The organism is Phreatobacter sp. AB_2022a, from assembly GCF_026847585.1.
GTDB lineage: Bacteria > Pseudomonadota > Alphaproteobacteria > Rhizobiales > Phreatobacteraceae > Phreatobacter.
On record NZ_JAPSET010000016.1, the window covers coordinates 1 to 16,741 of the forward strand.

Sequence of the window (16,741 nt, forward strand, 5' to 3'; positions counted from 1 at the left end):
GGCCCGTCCGTGCCAGGCGCCCAGCCGGTTCAGGGATCTGCCGATCCCGCCATTCCGGCGCCGGCGCACGCTGCGGCGGCCGATCCTGCAAAGATGGCGGGAACGCCGCAGCAGCCTGTTCCCGCCTCGTCGGAGGCCGAGCTTGCCGCCGCGGGACAGGGCAAGGGCAGCCGTTCGCCGGCCGTGGCGGCCGAGACGGCGGCGGCCGCCCATCCGGCCGAGACGGCCTCGAAGCCGGACGCCAAATCCGAATTCCGGGCCGAGCTCGCGAGCGCGCAGGGCTCCCAGCCCGCGTCGGCGGCGGGGGAAGCCCGGCCGGCGCCGGCGGTTGACGCGCCGCCTCCGCCGCCGCCCCAGCAGCCAGCCACCTCCGCGGGGTCGGGGCCGCTGTCGCTGGTCAGCGATGTAGCGCAGAAGGTGGCCGCGCAGACCAGTGCGCCGGGTTCGGTGGTGCCGGTCCATGCCGTGGCGGTCGCCATCGCCGCGCGGGCCAATGCCGGCTCGACCCGTTTCGACATCCGGCTCGATCCCGCCGAGCTCGGCCGGATCGAGGTGAGCCTGACGCTCGATCGCGAGGGCCGGGTGAAATCGAAGATCGTCGCCGAGAAGCCGGAAACGCTGGAACTCCTGCAGCGCGACCAGCGCAATCTGGAGCGCACGCTGAACCAGGCCGGCCTCTCGACCTCGGAAGGCTCGGTCGAATTCTCGCTCAAGGACCAGGGCGGACAGGGCATGCAGCGCGACCGGGACAATCGCGAGGGCAGCCCGCCCGCGCAGGCCGTCGTCGCCGCCGCGCCGGCGGACGTGCTGACGCAGCTCAGCGCCGCAACCTATGCCCGCCTCGCCGCCGCGCGCGGCGGCATCGATATCAGGATCTGACAGGAGACGGCACGATGGTCGACCAAACCTCGTCGGTGATGAACAACAATTCGACTTCGACCTCGTCGAGTTCGCGCGCCCGCCTCTCGGCCAATTTCGACACGTTCCTGCTGATGCTGACGACCCAGCTCAGGAACCAGGATCCGACCCAGCCGATGGATGCCAACCAGTTCACCCAGCAGCTCGTGCAATATTCCCAGATCGAGCAGCAGCTGGCGACCAACGATCGGCTCGACAAGCTGATATCGAGCGCCCAGAGCAGCCAGGCGACCACCGCGCTCGGCTATCTCGGCACCAATATCACCTATGACGCGAGCCAGCAGACGCCGGGCACGTCCGAGACCAGATGGTCGTTCACGCCGCAGCAGTCCGGCGAATACATGGTGCGCATCCGCGATGCCTCCGGCAAGGTGGTGAAGGAGCAGCAGATGACGCTGACGGCCGGCCAGGCCACCGACTATAGCTGGGACAACCTGCGCAGCGACGGTTCGCCCGTCGGCACCGGCACCTATACGCTCGAGCTCTGGCGCGGTTCCGGCGCCAACGCGACCAAGGTTGACGTCGTGAACAGCGGCAAGGTGACCCAAGTGGATGCGTCGGGAAGCGAGATCATCGTCATGATCGGCACGCAGAAGGTGCCTGTCAGCAAGGTCAAGACGATTACACTGTGACGGTATTCTAGTCTTGTCGCAGGGGCCATGAGGGCGCCGTCCGGGCGGCGCCTTTTCCCGTCTTGGCAAGCCTTTCCCGACGGTTGCAACGATCGCTTGCTTCTTCGGATCTCATTTAGGCCAAATTTAACCCCCGGTCCGTAGTCTCAAGCCGATGACGTGGTCAGTCGCGTGCGTTGTGTGAGAGTATCTATGACCGAACCCATGCGTCCGAGGGTGAAATATGTGATCGGGCCGGACGGAAGTCCGCTGACGATTGCCGATCTCCCGCCGCCCGATACCCATCGCTGGGTGATCAGGCGGAAGGCGGAAGTCGTTGCCGCCGTCCGGGGCGGTCTCCTGAGCCTGGAAGAGGCATGCAAACGCTACACGCTGACGGTCGAGGAATTTCTCAACTGGCAGCATTCGATCGATCGGCACGGCCTTGCCGGCCTGCGCACCACCCGAATTCAGCAGTACCGCCAGTAACGGCGCGACATTGCGAGCAAGACGAAGCGCCGGCGCCGGTCAAGGCACCGGCGCTTTTTGTTTTGGCGCCGGCTTCAGTCCGCAGGCTTTGCCTCGGCACGTCGGGCCGATCAGCCGATCCAGGCGCAATCTGGACACTATTCCTGTGATAATGTAACAGGAATGCCCGAAACGGCGGTGTCCGCGTCATGCATGATCACGTTCAATCCCCGCAGCAGCCTGTGGTGCCGGCCCGCGAGCGAGCAGGCGCGGCCGCCGGCCTGCACCAGGGGGCACACGGTCACGGTTCGCACGATCCTGGTTCGCATGGTCACGGCCGGCACAATCATGCCGGGCACGACCATGCCGGCCACCGGCATGCCGCTCCGCCACCGGCCCGGCCGGCATCCTCGGTCCTGCTCCTGTCGGCGCCCGCCCGGCTCGGCATCGCGGCCGGGCTCGTCGCGGCGCTCTGGGCGCTGGTCGGCTGGGCGATCGTCTGATGTCGATGGAAAAGATGCCGCCAGCCGCCACATCCGCCGTCCGGTTCCGCAACCTGACACTGGGTTATGACCGCCATCCGGCCGTGCACCATCTCGACGGCACGGTTGCCGCCGGCGCCATGCTGGCGGTGGTCGGCCCGAACGGCGCGGGCAAGTCGACCTTGCTGAAGGGCATAGCCGGCGCGCTGAAACCGCTTTCGGGCGCCGTCGAGCTTGCCGGTGGGCGCGGCGAAATCGCCTATCTGCCGCAGGCGGCCGAAATCGACCGGTCGTTCCCGATCAGCGTCTTCGACATGGTGGCCATGGGCTTCTGGCGCCGCAGCGGCCTGTTCGGCGGCCTGTCGCGCGCCGATCGCGAGGCGGTTCACGCCGCCCTCGCGGCGGTCGGCCTCACCGGTTTCGAAAGCCGTGCCATCGGCACGCTGTCGGGCGGGCAGTTGCAGCGTATGCTGTTCGCCCGTCTGCTGGTGCAGGACGCGCGCCTGATCCTGCTCGACGAGCCGTTCAGCGCGATCGACGCCCGGACCACCGCCGACCTGATCGCCATCGTCTGCCGCTGGCATGCCGAGAAACGCACCGTCATCGCCGTGCTGCACGACATGGAGACGGTACGGCAGGTGTTCCCGCAGACGCTGCTGCTCGCCCGCCGGCCGATCGCCTGGGGGGCGACGGCCGAGGCGCTGACCGCCGACAACCTTGCCGCCGCGCGCCACATGACGGAAGCCTTCGACGATCATGCGGCGGTCTGCGCCGCGGCAGCCTGAGGCCGGCAAAGCGTGATCTACGACCTTCTGATCGGCCCGTTCGTCGAGTTCGAATTCATGCGCCGCGCCCTGGTGGGCACGGTCGCCCTGTCGCTCGGCGGCGCCCCCGTCGGCGTGTTCCTGATGCTGCGCCGCATGTCGCTGATGGGTGATGCCATGGCCCATGCCATCCTGCCGGGCGCCGCCATCGGCTTCCTCATCTTCGGGCTCAACCTGATCCCGATGACCGTTGGCGGCATTGCGGCGGGCCTGGCCGTGGTGCTCGCGTCCGGCGTGGTGGCACGCTTCACCGCGCTGAAGGAGGACGCCTCGCTCGCCGCCTTCTACCTCATCTCGCTGGCGCTCGGGGTCATCATCGTCTCCATGCGCGGGTCCAATGTCGATCTGATGCATGTCCTGTTCGGCACGGTGCTGGCGCTCGACGATCCGACCCTGCTGCTGCTCGCCGGCATCACGACGGTGACGCTGATCACGCTCGCCGTGCTCTGGCGGCCGCTGGTGCTCGACTGCGTCGATCCGGGTTTCCTGCGGTCGGTGAGCCGCGCCGGCACCCCGGCCCATCTGGCTTTCCTGGCCCTCGTCGTGCTCAACCTTGTCGCGGGTTTTCACGCGCTCGGCACGCTGCTCGCCGTCGGCCTGATGATGCTGCCGGCGATCGCCGCGCGCTTCTGGGGCCGCGACGTCACGACCCTTTCGGCCATCGCCATCCTGTTCGGCATCTTTTCCGGCTATGCGGGTTTAGTGTTATCTTATAACATGTCGACGCCCTCGGGCCCCTCCATCGTGCTGATGGCGGGCCTGGTCTACGCGGTGTCGCTGGTGTTCGGCCCGCGTGGCGGTCTTCTGCCCACCTATTGGCCCGCGCGCCATCGCGAGGCCTGACCTCGCTTGAAAGGATGCCGCGCATGATATCGCGCCGCCTGGTCTTATCGTCGTTCGCGCTGGTGCCGGGCCTTGCCGTATCGCCCGCCCGGGCGCAGGCTCCTGCCGCGCAGGCCGCACCGATGCCCGTTGTCGCGACCTTCTCGATCCTCGCCGATCTCGTCCGCGCGGTCGGCGGCGACAGGGTGGCGGTGACGAGCCTGGTCGGCCCGGACAGCGATGCCCATGCCTACCAGCCGAGCCCGGCGGACGCCCGCACCCTCGCCGCGGCGAAGCTCGTCTTCGTCAACGGCCTCGGCTTCGAAGGCTGGATGAACCGGCTGATCCGCTCCTCCGGCACGCGCGCCAAGGTGGTCGTCGCCAGCACCGGCATCACCGCGCTGAAGGCCGAGGAGGATCATGACCACGATCACGATCATGATCACGGCCACAGCCACGGCGAACACGATCCGCATGCCTGGCAGAACGCCCTGTTCGTGAAGACCTATATCCGACGGATCCGGGAAGCCCTGGCGGCCGCGGATCCGGCCGGCGCCGAGCGTTATCTTGCCAATGCCGATGCCTATCTCGCCCAGCTCGACGGGCTCGACGCCGAGATCAAGGCGGCGGTGGCGCGGATCCCTGCCGAGCGCCGGCGGCTTTTGACCACCCACGACGCCTTCCGCTATTTCGAAAAGGCCTACGGCATCGAATTCGTCGCCCTGCGCGGCGTGGCCAGCGACGCCGAGCCGTCCGCGCGCGAGCTCGGCCGCATCATCCGGCAGATCAAGCAGGGCCGGATCACCGCGATCTTCCTGGAGAACATCACCGATCCGCGCGCCGTCCAGCGCATCGTGGCGGAAACCGGCGTCAAGCTGGGCGGCAAGCTCTATTCCGACGCCCTTTCGGCTGCCGGCGGGCCGGCAGCCGACTATCTCGGCCTGATGCGCCACAATATCGGGCAGATCAGCGCTGCGTTGACGCCGGCCTGATCGCCTTCCTTCGCGGCCGATCACACCCTATCTATCGGCAAAGCCTGTCCGACGACGGATGACCCATGACTGAAGCTCTCCAGAAAATCCCCGTGACCGTGCTGACCGGCTATCTCGGCGCCGGCAAGACGACGCTGCTCAACCGGATCCTTTCGGAAAACCACGGCAAGCGCTTCGCCGTGATCGTCAATGAGTTCGGCGAGATCGGCATCGACAACGACCTGGTGGTCGGGGCCGACGAAGAAGTCTTCGAGATGAACAATGGCTGCATCTGCTGCACCGTTCGCGGCGATCTGATCCGGATCATCGAAGGCCTGCTCCGCCGCAAGGGCAAGTTCGACGCCATCATCGTGGAAACGACCGGTCTCGCCGATCCGGCGCCGGTGGCGCAGACCTTCTTCGTCGACGAAGAGGTGGGCGCCAAGACCGCGCTCGATGCGGTGGTGACCGTGGCCGACGCCAAATGGCTCAACGAGCGGCTGAAGGACGCGCCGGAGGCGAAGAACCAGATCGCCTTCGCCGACGTCATCCTGCTCAACAAGACCGATCTCGTCACGCCGGCGCAGCTGCGCGAGGTGGAGGCGCGCATCCGCGCCATCAACCCCTATGCCGTGCTGCACCGGACCGAGAAATGCGCGGTGGAGCTCGATGCGGTGCTCGGCCGCGGCGCCTTCGACCTCGAGCGCATCCTCGAGATCGAGCCCGCCTTCCTCGAGCGCGACGACCACCATCACCATGGCCATGATCACCACCACGATCATGATCACGACCATCACCATCATCATGGTCACGATCATCACGACCACGACCATACCGGCGACGACTGCGACCACCCGAGCCACGGCCTGAAGCACTATCACGACGAGCACATGCAGTCGGTGGCGCTGCGCACGGACAAGGTGCTGGATCCCGACAAGTTCTTCCCCTGGATCCAGGACCTGACCCAGGTCGAGGGGCCGAAGATCCTGCGCTGCAAGGGCATCGTCGCCTTCAAGGACGATCCCGACCGGTTCGTCTTCCAGGGCGTCCACATGATCCTCGACGGCGACCACCAGCGCGCCTGGAAGGACGGCGAGGCGCGCGAGAGCCGGGTCGTCTTCATCGGCCGCGAACTGCCGATCGACAAGATCAGGACCGGTTTCGAGGCCTGCGTCGCCTGACCGGAAGGGCCGGCCCCCGGCCCGACCGTCTCGTCTCGCGGTGGTGCGCGGCTGGTCTGCGCCCACCCCTGTTGCGCGAGGGCGGTGACACGGGTCCTTACTGGCGGCGAGGAGGCCCGGTCCGATGGGCAACGATTCCGCCGCCAAGTTCGATCCGTCGCGCGCTAGCGAATATGCCGAGCAGAGCCGCATCGCGCTCGCCGGCTATGACGCCTGTCACGAGCTTTCCGCCTGCATGCTGGCCGCGGCACTCGGCAGCGGCCGGGCGGCGCGCGTCCTGGTGGTGGGGGCCGGCGGCGGCGCCAGCGAGATCGTCACCGCCGGCGCCCTGGAGCCCGACTGGTCCTTCGTCGCGGTCGACCCCTCGCAGCCGATGCTCGACCTCGCCGTTGCCGCGGTCGAAGCCAAGGGGCTCTCCGCGCGCACGCGGTTTCATCTCGGTTATGTCGACGACATCGTCGGCGAGGCGACATTCGACGCGGCCACTCTCATCGGCGTGCTGCACCATGTGCCGGGCGACGATGCCAAGCGGGCGCTGCTCGCCAGCATCGCCCGGCGCCTGAAGCCCGGCGCGCCACTGGTTCTCGCCGGCAACCGTTTCGCCTATCGCGCGCAGCCGCTGCTTCTCAGGGCCTGGGGCGAGCGCTGGCGCATGCATGGCGCGGCCCCGGCCGAGGTCGAGGCGAAGCTCGGCAAGATCCTGCAGGGCGCCGATCCGCCCGCGACACCCGAGGCCGTCGAGGCGCTGCTCGCGGAAACCGGCTTCGTCGAGCCGACCTGGTTCTTTTCGAGCCTGTTCTGGGCTGCCACTCTGGCGCGCCGCAAGGCAGAGTGAGCCGGCTCGCGGCGAGGCTCGACATGTCCGACAAACCACGCGTCACCATTCTCTACTGCACCCAGTGCAACTGGCTGCTCAGGGCCGCCTGGATGGGCCAGGAACTCCTGTCGACATTCGGCCAGGACCTCGGTGAGGTGGCCCTTCAGCCTGGAACGGGCGGGGTTTTCGAGATCCGCGTCGATGGCGAGCTCATCTGGGACCGTAAGCGCGACGGCGGCTTTCCCGAGGCCAAGGTGCTGAAGCAGCGGGTGCGCGACATCGCCTGGCCGGAGCGCGATCTCGGCCATTCCGAGCGCAAATAGCCGCGCGCCGCGCCCCGTCGTCGCCGGCCTCTGCCAGGACGTGATCGGATCGCCGGCGGAATGACGCCCGGACATTGCGCGCTGGGCGCGAGCGCACCGGCTGCTGCCGATCCGCATGCACCGGCGCGGGCCGTACAGGCGCTCCCTACTCGACCCGCCAGGGGAAGGTCCAGGTCTCGGTCAGCGCCTTGTTGCCGGCGCGCAGGAAGGCCCTGAGGTCGACGGTCTTGCCGGCTTCGCCCACCACGTCGATGCCGGCGCGGAAGCCGCGCGTCTGTGTATTCGGCACGAGGAAGGTGCGGGTGATCCTGGCATTGCCCGCGCTCGGCACGACCTGAACCAGTTCCGGCTGGCCGAGGTAATATTCCAGATCGCCGCCGATGAAGTCGATGATGAAGCGTGTCGCATTCGGCGGCACCGGCTCGCCGGAGCCGAGCGCGGTCGGCCGGGTGCGGTAGGTGTTCAGCACGTAGCCGCCGCTGTGCAGGCGCGCCTCGTTGGCGGTGGAGACGACGCGATAGGCGAAGGTGAGCGTCTGGCCCTGTTCGACGGCGCGGGCCGGCACCCAATAGGCGACGATATTGTCGTTGGTCTCGTCCGCCGTCGGCAGCTCGACCAGCTCGACGCGGCCGTCGCCGAAGCCCTCGCGGGGCTCGACCCAATAGCTCGGCCGAGCCTCGTAGCTCAGATCGAGGTCCTGGTAGTGCTCGAACACCCGGTCGCGCTGCATCAGACCGAAGCCGCGCACGTTGCGGTCGCCGAACTGGGAGATTTCGGGGGTCTTCGGGTTGCGCAGCGGACGCCAGATCCATTCGCCCGTGTCGGAATGGATGAGCAGGCCGTCCGAGTCATGCAGCTCCGGCCGGAAATCGTCGAACACCCGCCGGTCGTTCTCGCCGTAGTAGAACATGGAGGTGAGCGGCGCGACGCCGAGCTTGGGGATGGCGCGGCGGGGAAACAGCGTGCAGTGCACGTCGAGCACCGTCTCCTGGCCCGGAAAGAGCCCGAACCGATAGGCGCCGGTCACGCTCTCGCCGTCGAGCAGGGCGAAGATCGTGCAGGAGGGCGCGTCGGGGCCGGGCGTCTCGACCCAGAATTCGCGGAAGACCGGAAACTCCTCCTGGCCTGGGCCGGCCGTATTGATGGCGATGCCGCGCGCCGACAGGCCGTATTTCTGGCCGCGTCCGAGGAAGCGGAAATAGCTCGCGCCGAGGAACGAGATGACCTCGTCCTGCACCTTCGGGTCGTTCAGCGGGTGATGCAGCCGGAAGCCCGCAAAGCCGAGATCGACCGGCAGCGGCCGCTCGAACCGGTTGCGGCCATAGTCGAAGAGCGAGGCGGCATAAGGAATCGGCGTCGGAATGCCGTCGCGGATGACATTCACCACCACCGGGTCGCGATAGATGAAGCCGAGGTGGAACATCTGCATGCGGAACGGGCCGTTGGCCTGGCCGAGCAGCGCGCGTTCAGGCCGAAAGCGGATGTCGCGGTACTGGTCGAAGTTCATGCCGGTCAGGGCCGGCGGCAATTGCGGCCGCGGCGCCTCGTAGGGCAGGGCGGCAAGGTCGCGCGCGCGCCGCACCACGTCCTCATAGCCGAAGCGGGCGGGCGGCTGCGGGGTCGCCGGCGCCTGCTGGGGGGGCTGACTGGTCTGCGCCCGGGCCGCGGCGGGCCAGGTTATGCCGGCAAGCGCAAGCAGTCTGAGGGCATCGCGACGGGCGAAGACGGGTAAGTTCATGGCGCCTCACGGCAGGAACACGACACGCTTGGCCTCCTGGGAGGCGCCTGCGGTCATGACGGCATGACATGGAACCGTCAAGGGGGAGGGCTTGGCCGGACTTGGGGGACGGAGCCGGCGCGCATCGCTGCCCGCCATCCGGCCTGCTTGCGGAGCCGCGCCGCGATTTGCCAGTGTCGCGCGGATTTCAGCGGAGAAAAACGATGGCAAGAAACCTGCTCGACATGACCGGCCGCGTCGCCCTGGTGACCGGCGCGGGTACCGGCCTCGGCGCCCGGTTCTGCACGGCGCTCGCCGAGCACGGCGCGGCGGTGGTCGCGGTCGCACGGCGCGCCGAGAAGGTCGAAGGCGTCGCCGCGTCCATCCGGGCGGGCGGCGGCAAGGCCATCGCGGTGGCGGGCGACGTCACCGCCCCCGCATCGATCGCCGCGGCCTTCGATGCCGCCGAGAGCGCCTTCGGCACGGTCGACGCGGTGGTGGCCAATGCGGGCATTTCCATTCCCGGCCGGGCGATCGAGACGACAGATGCCGACTGGCGGGCGGTGATGGCGACCAATCTCGACGGCGTGTTCTTCACCGGCCGGGAGGCGGCCCGCCGTCTGCTGGCGGCCGGCAAGCCGGGCGCCATCGTCAATATCGCCTCGATCCTCAGCTACGGCGTCTCGAAGGGCACGGCCTCCTACGCGGTCTCCAAGGCCGGCGTCGCCCAGATGACCCAGGCGATGGCCTACGAGCTCGCCTTCAAGGGCGTCCGGGTCAATGCCATCGCGCCCGGCTATGTCGTCACCGACATCAACCGCGACTATCTGACCAGCGAGAAGGGCCGGACCATGCTGCGGGACATCCCGGTCGGCCGGTTCGGCGAGGAGGAGGACCTCGACGGCGCGCTGCTGCTGCTCCTGTCCGATGCCGGGCGGTTCATGACTGGAACCGTCGTCACCGTCGACGGCGGCCATCGCATCGGCCTGCGCGGCGTCTGATCCGTCCTCACTGCCACCCGCTCTGCGTGAACGCCCCCATTCGCGGCCGGCATAGCTCGCCGCGGCCATTTCCAGTAGGGACTTGCATCATGATCATCGACGAACGCTCCTATACGACCCTCCCCGGCAAGGTGAAGGCCTTCCTGGAGGTCTATGAGCGCCTGGCGCGGCCCATCCAGTGGCCGATCCTCGGCGAACCCATCGGCTTCTTCGTCACCGAGGTCGGCACGCTGAACCAGGTCGTGCATCTCTGGCGCTACGACAGCATGGCCGATCGCGAGCAGCGCCGCGCCAAGCTCGCGGTCGCCCCCGGCTTCAGCGACTACCTCGACGCCGCGACCCCGCTTCTCCTCAAGATGGAGAACCGGATCCTGGTCCCCACCGCGTTCTCGCCGTTGAAATGACGGCACTATCCGGAGCATCCATGAGCAAGTCCATGAACGGGGCCGAGAGCCTCGTCCGCACCCTGGTCGGCGGCGGCGTGACGGTGAGTTTCACCAATCCGGGCACGTCGGAAATGCATTTCGTCGCCGCGCTCGACCGCGTCGACGGCATGCGCTGCGTCCTCTGCCTGCACGAGAATGTCGCGACCGGCGCGGCCGACGCCTATTACCGGATGACCGGCACGCCGGGCTCGACGCTTCTGCATCTCGGCCCCGGTCTCGCCAATGGCCTTGCCAACCTGCACAACCTGAAGCGGGCGCGCTCCGGCGTCGTCAACATCGTCGGCGAGCATGCGACCTATCACCGCCAGTACGATGCGCCGCTGACCTCGGACATCGAGGGCATTGCCGGCTCGATGTCGCATTGGGTGAAGACCTCGGTCTCTGCCGCCGACGTGGCGGTGGACGGGGCGGCGGCGATCACTGCGGCGAGCCAGCCGCCGGGCCAGATCGCCACGCTGATCCTGCCCGCCGATACGGCCTGGACCGAAGGCACGGGCCCGGCACCGGTCGAAGCCGCCGCCGCGCCCGCCAAGGTTGCCGAAGCGGCCGTCGAAGCCGCCGCCAAGGCGATCGCCGCCGGTGGCCGGCCGATGATCCTGCTCGGCACGGACGGGGTGCGCGAAAAGGCCGCGGCGCTCGCCTCGCGGATCGCCGAGAAGACCGGCGCGCGCATTCTCGGCCAGACCTCGGTTGCCCGCATGGAGCGCGGCGCCGGCCGCGTGCCGCTGGAACGGCTGCCCTATCCGGTCGACGGCGCACTCGCCGCGACCAAAGGCATCACCCACCTGATCCTGGTCGGCACCACGGCGCCGGTCGCCTTCTTCGCCTATCCGAACAAGCCTTCGCTGCTCTATCCCGCCGATGCCGAGGTGATCACGCTGGCGACGCCGGCCGAGGATGCGGTGGATGCGCTGGAACGGCTGGCCGAACGCGTCGGCGCGTCGAAGACCGCGCCGAAGCTGACCGCCCCGGGCGTGCCGGATCTGCCGAAGGGCGCGCTGACACCGGAAACGATCGCCGCCGTGGTCAGCCATCTGATGCCGGAAAACGCGATCGTGGTCGACGAGTCCGTCACGACGGGCCGCGGCTTCTTCCCCTATTCGTTCGGAGCGCCGCAGCACGACTGGCTGCAGCTCACCGGCGGCGCGATCGGCGAGGGCCTGCCGCTCGCGGTCGGCGCGGCGGTGGCCTGTCCCGACCGCAAGGTCGTGTCGCTGCAGGCCGACGGTTCGGGCATGTATTCGCTGCAGGCGCTGTGGACCATGGCGCGCGAAAAGCTCGACGTCGTGGTCTGCATCTGGGCGAACCGGGCCTATGCCATCCTGAAGCACGAACTGGCCAATGTCGGCGCCGAAAATCCGGGCCGCAAGGCGCATGACATGCTGTCGCTCGGCGATCCCGATCTCGACTGGGTTTCGCTCGCCCGCGGCATGGGCGTCGAGGCGACCCGCGTCGACACGGCCGAGCGCTTTGCCGACGCCTTCGCGTCGGCGAGCCGCCGCAAGGGCCCGTTCCTGATCGAGGTGCTCTGCTGACCGGCTCGCATCGCGTCGGTCTTTCGATCACAATGCCGGCGTGAACATCATGCCCGTGCCCGCCGCCATCGCCTTTGCCGCGCGCTATCTGCGCGCGCTCGGCGATGCCGGCTGGCGCGTCGCCCTCCACATCGTGCCCTATGCGCTGCTGTCCGGACCGCTGATCGAGGCGGCGATCCGGCTGCGCGGGATTCTGCTATGGAAGGTGCCGCTGATTGCCGCGGCTACCGTGTGCCTGCATCTGGCGGTGCTGCTCGGCGCGCATGTCGCAACCGTGCGCCGGCTCAGCCGGCGCGGCGGCGAGCTGCCCACGGTGCGCCAGTCCTTCGCGGCGGCGGGCCGGGTGACACTCGAGGTCTGGCTGATGCTGGCAGTGGTGTTTCTGGCCGGCCTCGCGGCGACCGGCGCCCTCGACATCGTGACGCTGCTGGCGGAGGCGGGCGGCGAGCGCTGGCCGGCCTTTGCCGCGCGTCTGGTGGCCATCGGCACCGGCCTTGCCGTAATGGCCGTGCTGCTGACGGGCGGGACCGCGCTCGCCGTGGCCTCGGCCAGCGGCCGCCGGGCGGACGTTCCGGCGGCTGCGGCTCACCTCAATCGCCGGTCGACCGAGACGGCGCTGGTGATCTGCGTGGCGATCGTCGCCGGAACCGCCGCTACCGTCGGCGGCGTTGCTCTCGGGATCGGCCTCGGTGCGACGCCCGTGGCGCTCGCCGCCGCACTCGGCAAGGGCCTCGGCGTGCTTGCAGCGGCGACAGCGATCGGGGTGGGAGCCGCCGCGCTCGCCGCCGACGATTGAGCGCTTCGGGCGCCTGATCGCCCATGATGGCCGCTCCGGAAACAAAAAAGGCCGCGCTCTGCGGCGCGGCCGTCGGGTCCGTTCGGATGGCGGCCGGCCCGGCGCGCTCAGTCCGCCTTGCGGCGCAGCCGCACCACCACGTCGACGCGCGCGACCTCATAGCCCTCGGGGGCCTGCGGCAGCTTGTCGACGGCGACATGCGGGCCGGGAATGTCGAACACCGTCGTCTCGCCTTCCACGATGAAATGGTGGTGGTCGGCAAGATTGGTGTCGAAATAGGCCTTGGAGCCGTCGACCGCGATCTCGCGCAGCAGGCCGGCCTCGGTGAACTGGTGCAGCGTGTTGTAGACGGTGGCGAGCGACACCGGCACGCGCGCCTTGGCGGCTTCGTCGAACAGCATTTCCGCCGTCACGTGGCGGTCGCCCTTGGCGAACAGGATCCAGCCGAGCGCCATCCGCTGGCGGGTGGGCCTCAGCCCGACCTCGCGCAGCATGGTGCGCACGTCATGGATCGGGCAGCCGGTGCGTTGCAGCTGGCTGACGCGTTCGTGCGCCGACAGCTTCCCGTCCGTCGGGAGCGGCGGCTCAGTATGCGTGAGGTCGATGAGGGTCCGGATCGTCATTGGCCCTATTTTAGGAACTCGCCCGCCGTTCCGCAACCCGTTCGCAGGCGCACAACGATCGGCGCCCGCCGCGGCGGGCGCGGGAGGCGGCCGGGGATCATTGCCAAAGGGTTAAATTGACCCGTCGCCGCCTTTTGCCCGTCAGGAGTCCCTGTGTTAGAGAGCAGCCGCTACGGCTCCGGCGGAGGGGCCGCAATGACAGGGCGGTTGAAACAGAGCAATGAGCGAGCGCAAGACCAGCTTCACTTATGAAGAGCTTCTCGCCTGCGGGCGGGGCGAGCTTTTCGGCCCCGGGAACGCGCAGCTGCCGCTACCGCCCATGCTGATGTTCGATCGCATCACTTCGATCGGCGAGGATGGCGGCGCCAGCGCCAAGGGCCATGTGCTCGCCGAGCTCGACGTGAAGCCCGACCTCTGGTTTTTCCCCTGCCATTTCAAGGGCGATCCGGTCATGCCGGGCTGCCTCGGGCTCGATGCCCTGTGGCAGCTCACCGGCTTCCACCTCGGCTGGCTCGGCCTGCCGGGCCGCGGCCGGGCGCTCGGCGTCGGCGAGGTGAAATTCTCCGAAATGGTGCTGCCGACGACCCGCAAGGTGGTCTACGGCGTCGACATCAAACGTGTGTTCAAGTCCAAGCTCGTGCTCGGCATCGCCGACGGCTGGCTGGAGGCGGATGGCAAGCGCATCTACGAAGTGAAGGACATGCGTGTCGGCCTGTTCGGCGCCGCCGCCTGATTGCCTGATTCGTCAGTACAACGTCTCGCCACGAGACCGCGACACCAAAGCTTCGAGAGGCCGCCTATGCGCCGCGTCGTCGTCACCGGGATGGGGATCGTCTCGTCCATCGGCAACAATTCCAACGAGGTCCTGGCCTCCCTGCGCGAGGCCCGCAGCGGCATCGCGCTCGCTCCCTCGTTCGTCGAGCACGGCTTCCGCTGCCAGGTTGCGGGCGCGCCGACGCTCGACGCCGCCTCCGTGGTGGACCGGCGCGCCATGCGCTTCCACGGCGGCGGCTCGGCCTGGAACCATGTCGCCATGGACCAGGCGATCGTCGATTCCGGCCTGGAGCCCGGCGAGATCAGCCACGAGCGCACCGGCATCGTGATGGGCTCCGGCGGTCCCTCGACCCGGGCCATCGTCGAGGCCGCGGACAAGGCGCGCGAAAGCGGCAATTCCAAGCGTGTCGGCCCGTTCGCCGTGCCGAAGGCCATGTCGTCGACCGCCTCGGCGACGCTCGCCACCTGGTTCAAGATCCGCGGCGTCAACTATTCGATCTCCTCGGCCTGCGCGACCTCCAACCACTGCATCGGCAATGCCTATGAGCTGATCCAGTGGGGCAAGCAGGACATCATCTTCGCCGGCGGTTGCGAGGAGCTGGACTGGAGCCTGTCCGTCCTGTTCGACGGCATGGGCGCGATGTCGTCCAAGTTCAACGACCGGCCGAGCACCGCCTCGCGCGCCTATGACGTCAACCGCGACGGTTTCGTCATTGCCGGCGGCGCCGGCGTGCTGGTCCTGGAGGAATACGAGCGCGCCAAGGCGCGCGGCGCGAAGATCTACGGCGAGATCGCCGGCTATGGCGCGACCTCGGACGGCCACGACATGGTGGCGCCGTCGGGCGAGGGCGCGGCGCGCTGCATGCGCATGGCGCTGCAGGGAGTCGGCCCGAAGGTCGACTACATCAATCCGCATGCGACCTCGACGCCGGTCGGCGACATCAAGGAGATCGAGGCGATCCGCGAGGTCTTCGGCGGCGCCGACAAGAGCCCGCCGATCTCGGCGACCAAGTCGCTCACCGGCCATTCGCTGGGCGCGACCGGCGTCCAGGAGGCGATCTATTCGCTGCTGATGATGAACAACAGCTTCATCTGCGAGAGCGCCCATATCGAGACGCTCGATCCGGAAATGGCCGACATGCCGATCGTCCGCGAACGCGTCGACGATGCAAAGCTGGGTTGCGTCCTGTCGAATTCCTTCGGTTTCGGCGGCACCAATGCCACCATTGTGTTGAAACATGTCGATGCCTGACTCTGGACCGGGATCGGCGACTCTGCGTCAAATCGTGTCACGACCCGGTCGTAGACTCATGCAACAGGCTGCGGGATGTCCCACTCGCAGCGGACCCCCACCATGTGGACCGACCGCCATGCGTTTCCCGTTCTCAGGCTCGTCGCGAGCCGGCGGGGCAACGAGGGCGAAGCGAGGAGCAATCGCGTGACCGGACTGATGCAGGGCCGTCGCGGCCTGATCATGGGGGTGGCGAACGACCACTCCATTGCCTGGGGCATCGCCCGGACGCTGGCCGCCCACGGTGCCGAAATCGCCTTCACCTATCAGGGCGAGGCGCTCGGCCGCCGGGTCCGGCCGCTGGCCGAGAGCATCGGCGCCTCGCTGGTCCTGCCCTGCGACGTCGAGGATCTGGCCACCGTCGACCAGACCTTCGCGACGCTCGGCGAGACCTGGGGCGGGCTCGACTTCATCGTCCATGCCATCGGCTTCTCCGACAAGAACGAGCTGAAGGGACGCTACGCCGACACCACCCGCGAGAACTTCTCGCGCACCATGGTGATCTCGTGCTTCTCCTTCACCGAGGTCGCCAAGCGCGCGGCGGCGCTCATGCAGCCGGGCGGCTCGATCCTCACCCTGACCTATGGCGGCTCCACGCGGGTCATGCCGAACTACAATGTCATGGGCGTCGCCAAGGCGGCGCTCGAGGCTTCGGTGCGCTATCTCGCCGCCGACTACGGGCCGCTCGGCATCCGCGTCAATGCGCTCTCGCCGGGTCCGGTGCGCACGCTCGCCGGCGCCGGCATCTCGGACGCGCGGCTGATGTTCAATTTCCAGAAGCGCCATGCCCCGCTGCGCCGCACGGTGTCGATCGACGAGATCGGCGGCTCGGCGCTCTATCTCCTGTCCGACCTCTCGTCGGGCGTGACGGGCGAGATCCACTATGTCGATTCCGGCTACAACATCGTCTCGATGCCGCATCCGGAAGCGCTGAAGACGGTGGACGCCGCCGAACAGGCGGTGGAGGAGGCCTCCGGCCGCTCGCAGGGCGAGGCCGCCGAATAGGCTGTCCGGGATCGGATTGGCCCATCGACAAAGGACGGCGCTGCGCCGTCCTTTTCGTTTGCGCGCCACGACGATTGCCTGCGCGCCAAGAAAAACCCCCGCCTTGCGGATGCCGCAGGGCGAGGGCGGATAGGAT

At 68.4% G+C, this 16,741-nt stretch carries 19 protein-coding genes; 17 read left to right on the forward strand and 2 right to left on the reverse strand.

Annotated features, from left to right (window positions below):
• From OZ671_RS13375 to OZ671_RS13420, 10 genes are all read left to right on the forward strand, one after another.
• Window positions 1–879, forward strand: an 879-nt coding sequence (locus OZ671_RS13375) for a flagellar hook-length control protein FliK (RefSeq protein WP_268861206.1), incomplete at its 5' end; no start/stop codon positions are given.
• A gap of 14 nt (window positions 880–893) precedes the next feature.
• Window positions 894–1,550, forward strand: coding sequence for a flagellar hook assembly protein FlgD (locus OZ671_RS13380; RefSeq protein WP_268861207.1), 657 nt, complete (start codon window positions 894–896; stop codon window positions 1,548–1,550).
• Between the two features lie 192 nt (window positions 1,551–1,742).
• Entirely contained in the window at window positions 1,743–2,018 is a 276-nt protein-coding gene (gene sciP / locus OZ671_RS13385) for a CtrA inhibitor SciP (RefSeq protein WP_038301404.1), read from the forward strand.
• A 188-nt stretch (window positions 2,019–2,206) separates the two neighbouring features.
• Window positions 2,207–2,500 carry a hypothetical protein gene (locus tag OZ671_RS13390; RefSeq protein ID WP_268861208.1) on the forward strand — a complete coding sequence of 98 codons (294 nt, stop codon included), beginning with the start codon at window positions 2,207–2,209 and terminating at the stop codon, window positions 2,498–2,500.
• Window positions 2,500–3,264: a zinc ABC transporter ATP-binding protein AztA gene (gene aztA, locus OZ671_RS13395; RefSeq protein ID WP_268861209.1), complete on the forward strand. Its 765-nt coding sequence runs from the start codon at window positions 2,500–2,502 to the stop codon at window positions 3,262–3,264. The genes OZ671_RS13390 and aztA overlap by 1 nt, the downstream gene beginning before the upstream one ends.
• Before the next feature lie 12 nt (window positions 3,265–3,276).
• A complete protein-coding gene (aztB, locus tag OZ671_RS13400; RefSeq protein WP_268861210.1) occupies window positions 3,277–4,146 on the forward strand; it encodes a zinc ABC transporter permease AztB in 870 nt (289 codons plus the stop codon).
• Between the two features lie 23 nt (window positions 4,147–4,169).
• Window positions 4,170–5,117, forward strand: a complete 948-nt coding sequence (locus tag OZ671_RS13405) for a metal ABC transporter solute-binding protein, Zn/Mn family (RefSeq protein ID WP_038301407.1) — start codon at window positions 4,170–4,172, stop codon at window positions 5,115–5,117.
• Between the two features lie 65 nt (window positions 5,118–5,182).
• The gene (locus OZ671_RS13410; protein WP_268861211.1) at window positions 5,183–6,277 is read left to right on the forward strand and encodes a CobW family GTP-binding protein; all 1,095 of its coding nucleotides are present in this window, start codon (window positions 5,183–5,185) and stop codon (window positions 6,275–6,277) included.
• 124 nt (window positions 6,278–6,401) lie between these two features.
• Window positions 6,402–7,112, forward strand: a complete 711-nt coding sequence (locus OZ671_RS13415; RefSeq protein ID WP_268861212.1) for an SAM-dependent methyltransferase — start codon at window positions 6,402–6,404, stop codon at window positions 7,110–7,112.
• 23 nt (window positions 7,113–7,135) lie between these two features.
• Window positions 7,136–7,417, forward strand: coding sequence for a SelT/SelW/SelH family protein (locus tag OZ671_RS13420; protein WP_268861213.1), 282 nt, complete (start codon window positions 7,136–7,138; stop codon window positions 7,415–7,417).
• A gap of 145 nt (window positions 7,418–7,562) precedes the next feature.
• On the opposite strand, the gene OZ671_RS13425 is transcribed toward OZ671_RS13420, so the two are convergent.
• Complete coding sequence (locus OZ671_RS13425; protein WP_268861214.1) at window positions 7,563–9,155, reverse strand: glucan biosynthesis protein; 1,593 nt, start codon at window positions 9,153–9,155, stop codon at window positions 7,563–7,565.
• Between the two features lie 203 nt (window positions 9,156–9,358).
• Here OZ671_RS13425 and OZ671_RS13430 point away from each other — a divergent pair, with 203 nt between their 5' ends.
• The 4 genes from OZ671_RS13430 (at window position 9,359) to OZ671_RS13445 (ending at window position 12,912) form a co-directional block, all read left to right on the forward strand.
• Window positions 9,359–10,135, forward strand: coding sequence for an SDR family NAD(P)-dependent oxidoreductase (locus OZ671_RS13430; protein WP_268861215.1), 777 nt, complete (start codon window positions 9,359–9,361; stop codon window positions 10,133–10,135).
• An 89-nt stretch (window positions 10,136–10,224) separates the two neighbouring features.
• Entirely contained in the window at window positions 10,225–10,539 is a 315-nt protein-coding gene (locus OZ671_RS13435; RefSeq protein WP_268861216.1) for an NIPSNAP family protein, read from the forward strand.
• Between the two features lie 32 nt (window positions 10,540–10,571).
• Window positions 10,572–12,116 carry an acetolactate synthase large subunit gene (locus OZ671_RS13440; protein WP_268861318.1) on the forward strand — a complete coding sequence of 515 codons (1,545 nt, stop codon included), beginning with the start codon at window positions 10,572–10,574 and terminating at the stop codon, window positions 12,114–12,116.
• Window positions 12,117–12,156: 40 nt separating this feature from the next.
• Window positions 12,157–12,912 carry a hypothetical protein gene (locus tag OZ671_RS13445; RefSeq protein WP_268861217.1) on the forward strand — a complete coding sequence of 252 codons (756 nt, stop codon included), beginning with the start codon at window positions 12,157–12,159 and terminating at the stop codon, window positions 12,910–12,912.
• A 107-nt stretch (window positions 12,913–13,019) separates the two neighbouring features.
• On the opposite strand, the gene irrA is transcribed toward OZ671_RS13445, so the two are convergent.
• Window positions 13,020–13,535 carry an iron response transcriptional regulator IrrA gene (gene irrA, locus OZ671_RS13450; RefSeq protein WP_038301417.1) on the reverse strand — a complete coding sequence of 172 codons (516 nt, stop codon included), beginning with the start codon at window positions 13,533–13,535 and terminating at the stop codon, window positions 13,020–13,022.
• Window positions 13,536–13,755: 220 nt separating this feature from the next.
• Here irrA and fabA point away from each other — a divergent pair, with 220 nt between their 5' ends.
• The 3 genes from fabA to fabI all read left to right on the forward strand — a co-directional run bounded on the left by fabA (window position 13,756) and on the right by fabI (window position 16,605).
• Window positions 13,756–14,268 (forward strand): 3-hydroxyacyl-[acyl-carrier-protein] dehydratase FabA, encoded by a 513-nt coding sequence (gene fabA, locus OZ671_RS13455; protein ID WP_268861218.1) that lies wholly within the window; start codon window positions 13,756–13,758, stop codon window positions 14,266–14,268.
• 66 nt (window positions 14,269–14,334) lie between these two features.
• Window positions 14,335–15,561: a beta-ketoacyl-ACP synthase I gene (fabB, locus tag OZ671_RS13460; RefSeq protein ID WP_268861219.1), complete on the forward strand. Its 1,227-nt coding sequence runs from the start codon at window positions 14,335–14,337 to the stop codon at window positions 15,559–15,561.
• 186 nt (window positions 15,562–15,747) lie between these two features.
• Window positions 15,748–16,605 (forward strand): enoyl-ACP reductase FabI, encoded by an 858-nt coding sequence (gene fabI / locus OZ671_RS13465; RefSeq protein ID WP_328286360.1) that lies wholly within the window; start codon window positions 15,748–15,750, stop codon window positions 16,603–16,605.
• Window positions 16,606–16,741: the final 136 nt, after the last annotated feature.

Coding starts and splice junctions, on each gene's coding strand:
- OZ671_RS13380 (WP_268861207.1), top strand. CDS start 894: ATGGTCGACCAAACCTCGTCGGTGATGAACAACAATTCGACTTCGACC.
- sciP (WP_038301404.1), top strand. CDS start 1,743: ATGACCGAACCCATGCGTCCGAGGGTGAAATATGTGATCGGGCCGGAC.
- OZ671_RS13390 (WP_268861208.1), top strand. CDS start 2,207: ATGCATGATCACGTTCAATCCCCGCAGCAGCCTGTGGTGCCGGCCCGC.
- aztA (WP_268861209.1), top strand. CDS start 2,500: ATGTCGATGGAAAAGATGCCGCCAGCCGCCACATCCGCCGTCCGGTTC.
- OZ671_RS13405 (WP_038301407.1), top strand. CDS start 4,170: ATGATATCGCGCCGCCTGGTCTTATCGTCGTTCGCGCTGGTGCCGGGC.
- OZ671_RS13410 (WP_268861211.1), top strand. CDS start 5,183: ATGACTGAAGCTCTCCAGAAAATCCCCGTGACCGTGCTGACCGGCTAT.
- OZ671_RS13415 (WP_268861212.1), top strand. CDS start 6,402: ATGGGCAACGATTCCGCCGCCAAGTTCGATCCGTCGCGCGCTAGCGAA.
- OZ671_RS13420 (WP_268861213.1), top strand. CDS start 7,136: ATGTCCGACAAACCACGCGTCACCATTCTCTACTGCACCCAGTGCAAC.
- OZ671_RS13425 (WP_268861214.1), bottom strand. CDS start 9,155: ATGAACTTACCCGTCTTCGCCCGTCGCGATGCCCTCAGACTGCTTGCG.
- OZ671_RS13430 (WP_268861215.1), top strand. CDS start 9,359: ATGGCAAGAAACCTGCTCGACATGACCGGCCGCGTCGCCCTGGTGACC.
- OZ671_RS13435 (WP_268861216.1), top strand. CDS start 10,225: ATGATCATCGACGAACGCTCCTATACGACCCTCCCCGGCAAGGTGAAG.
- OZ671_RS13440 (WP_268861318.1), top strand. CDS start 10,572: ATGAACGGGGCCGAGAGCCTCGTCCGCACCCTGGTCGGCGGCGGCGTG.
- irrA (WP_038301417.1), bottom strand. CDS start 13,535: ATGACGATCCGGACCCTCATCGACCTCACGCATACTGAGCCGCCGCTC.
- fabA (WP_268861218.1), top strand. CDS start 13,756: ATGAGCGAGCGCAAGACCAGCTTCACTTATGAAGAGCTTCTCGCCTGC.
- fabB (WP_268861219.1), top strand. CDS start 14,335: ATGCGCCGCGTCGTCGTCACCGGGATGGGGATCGTCTCGTCCATCGGC.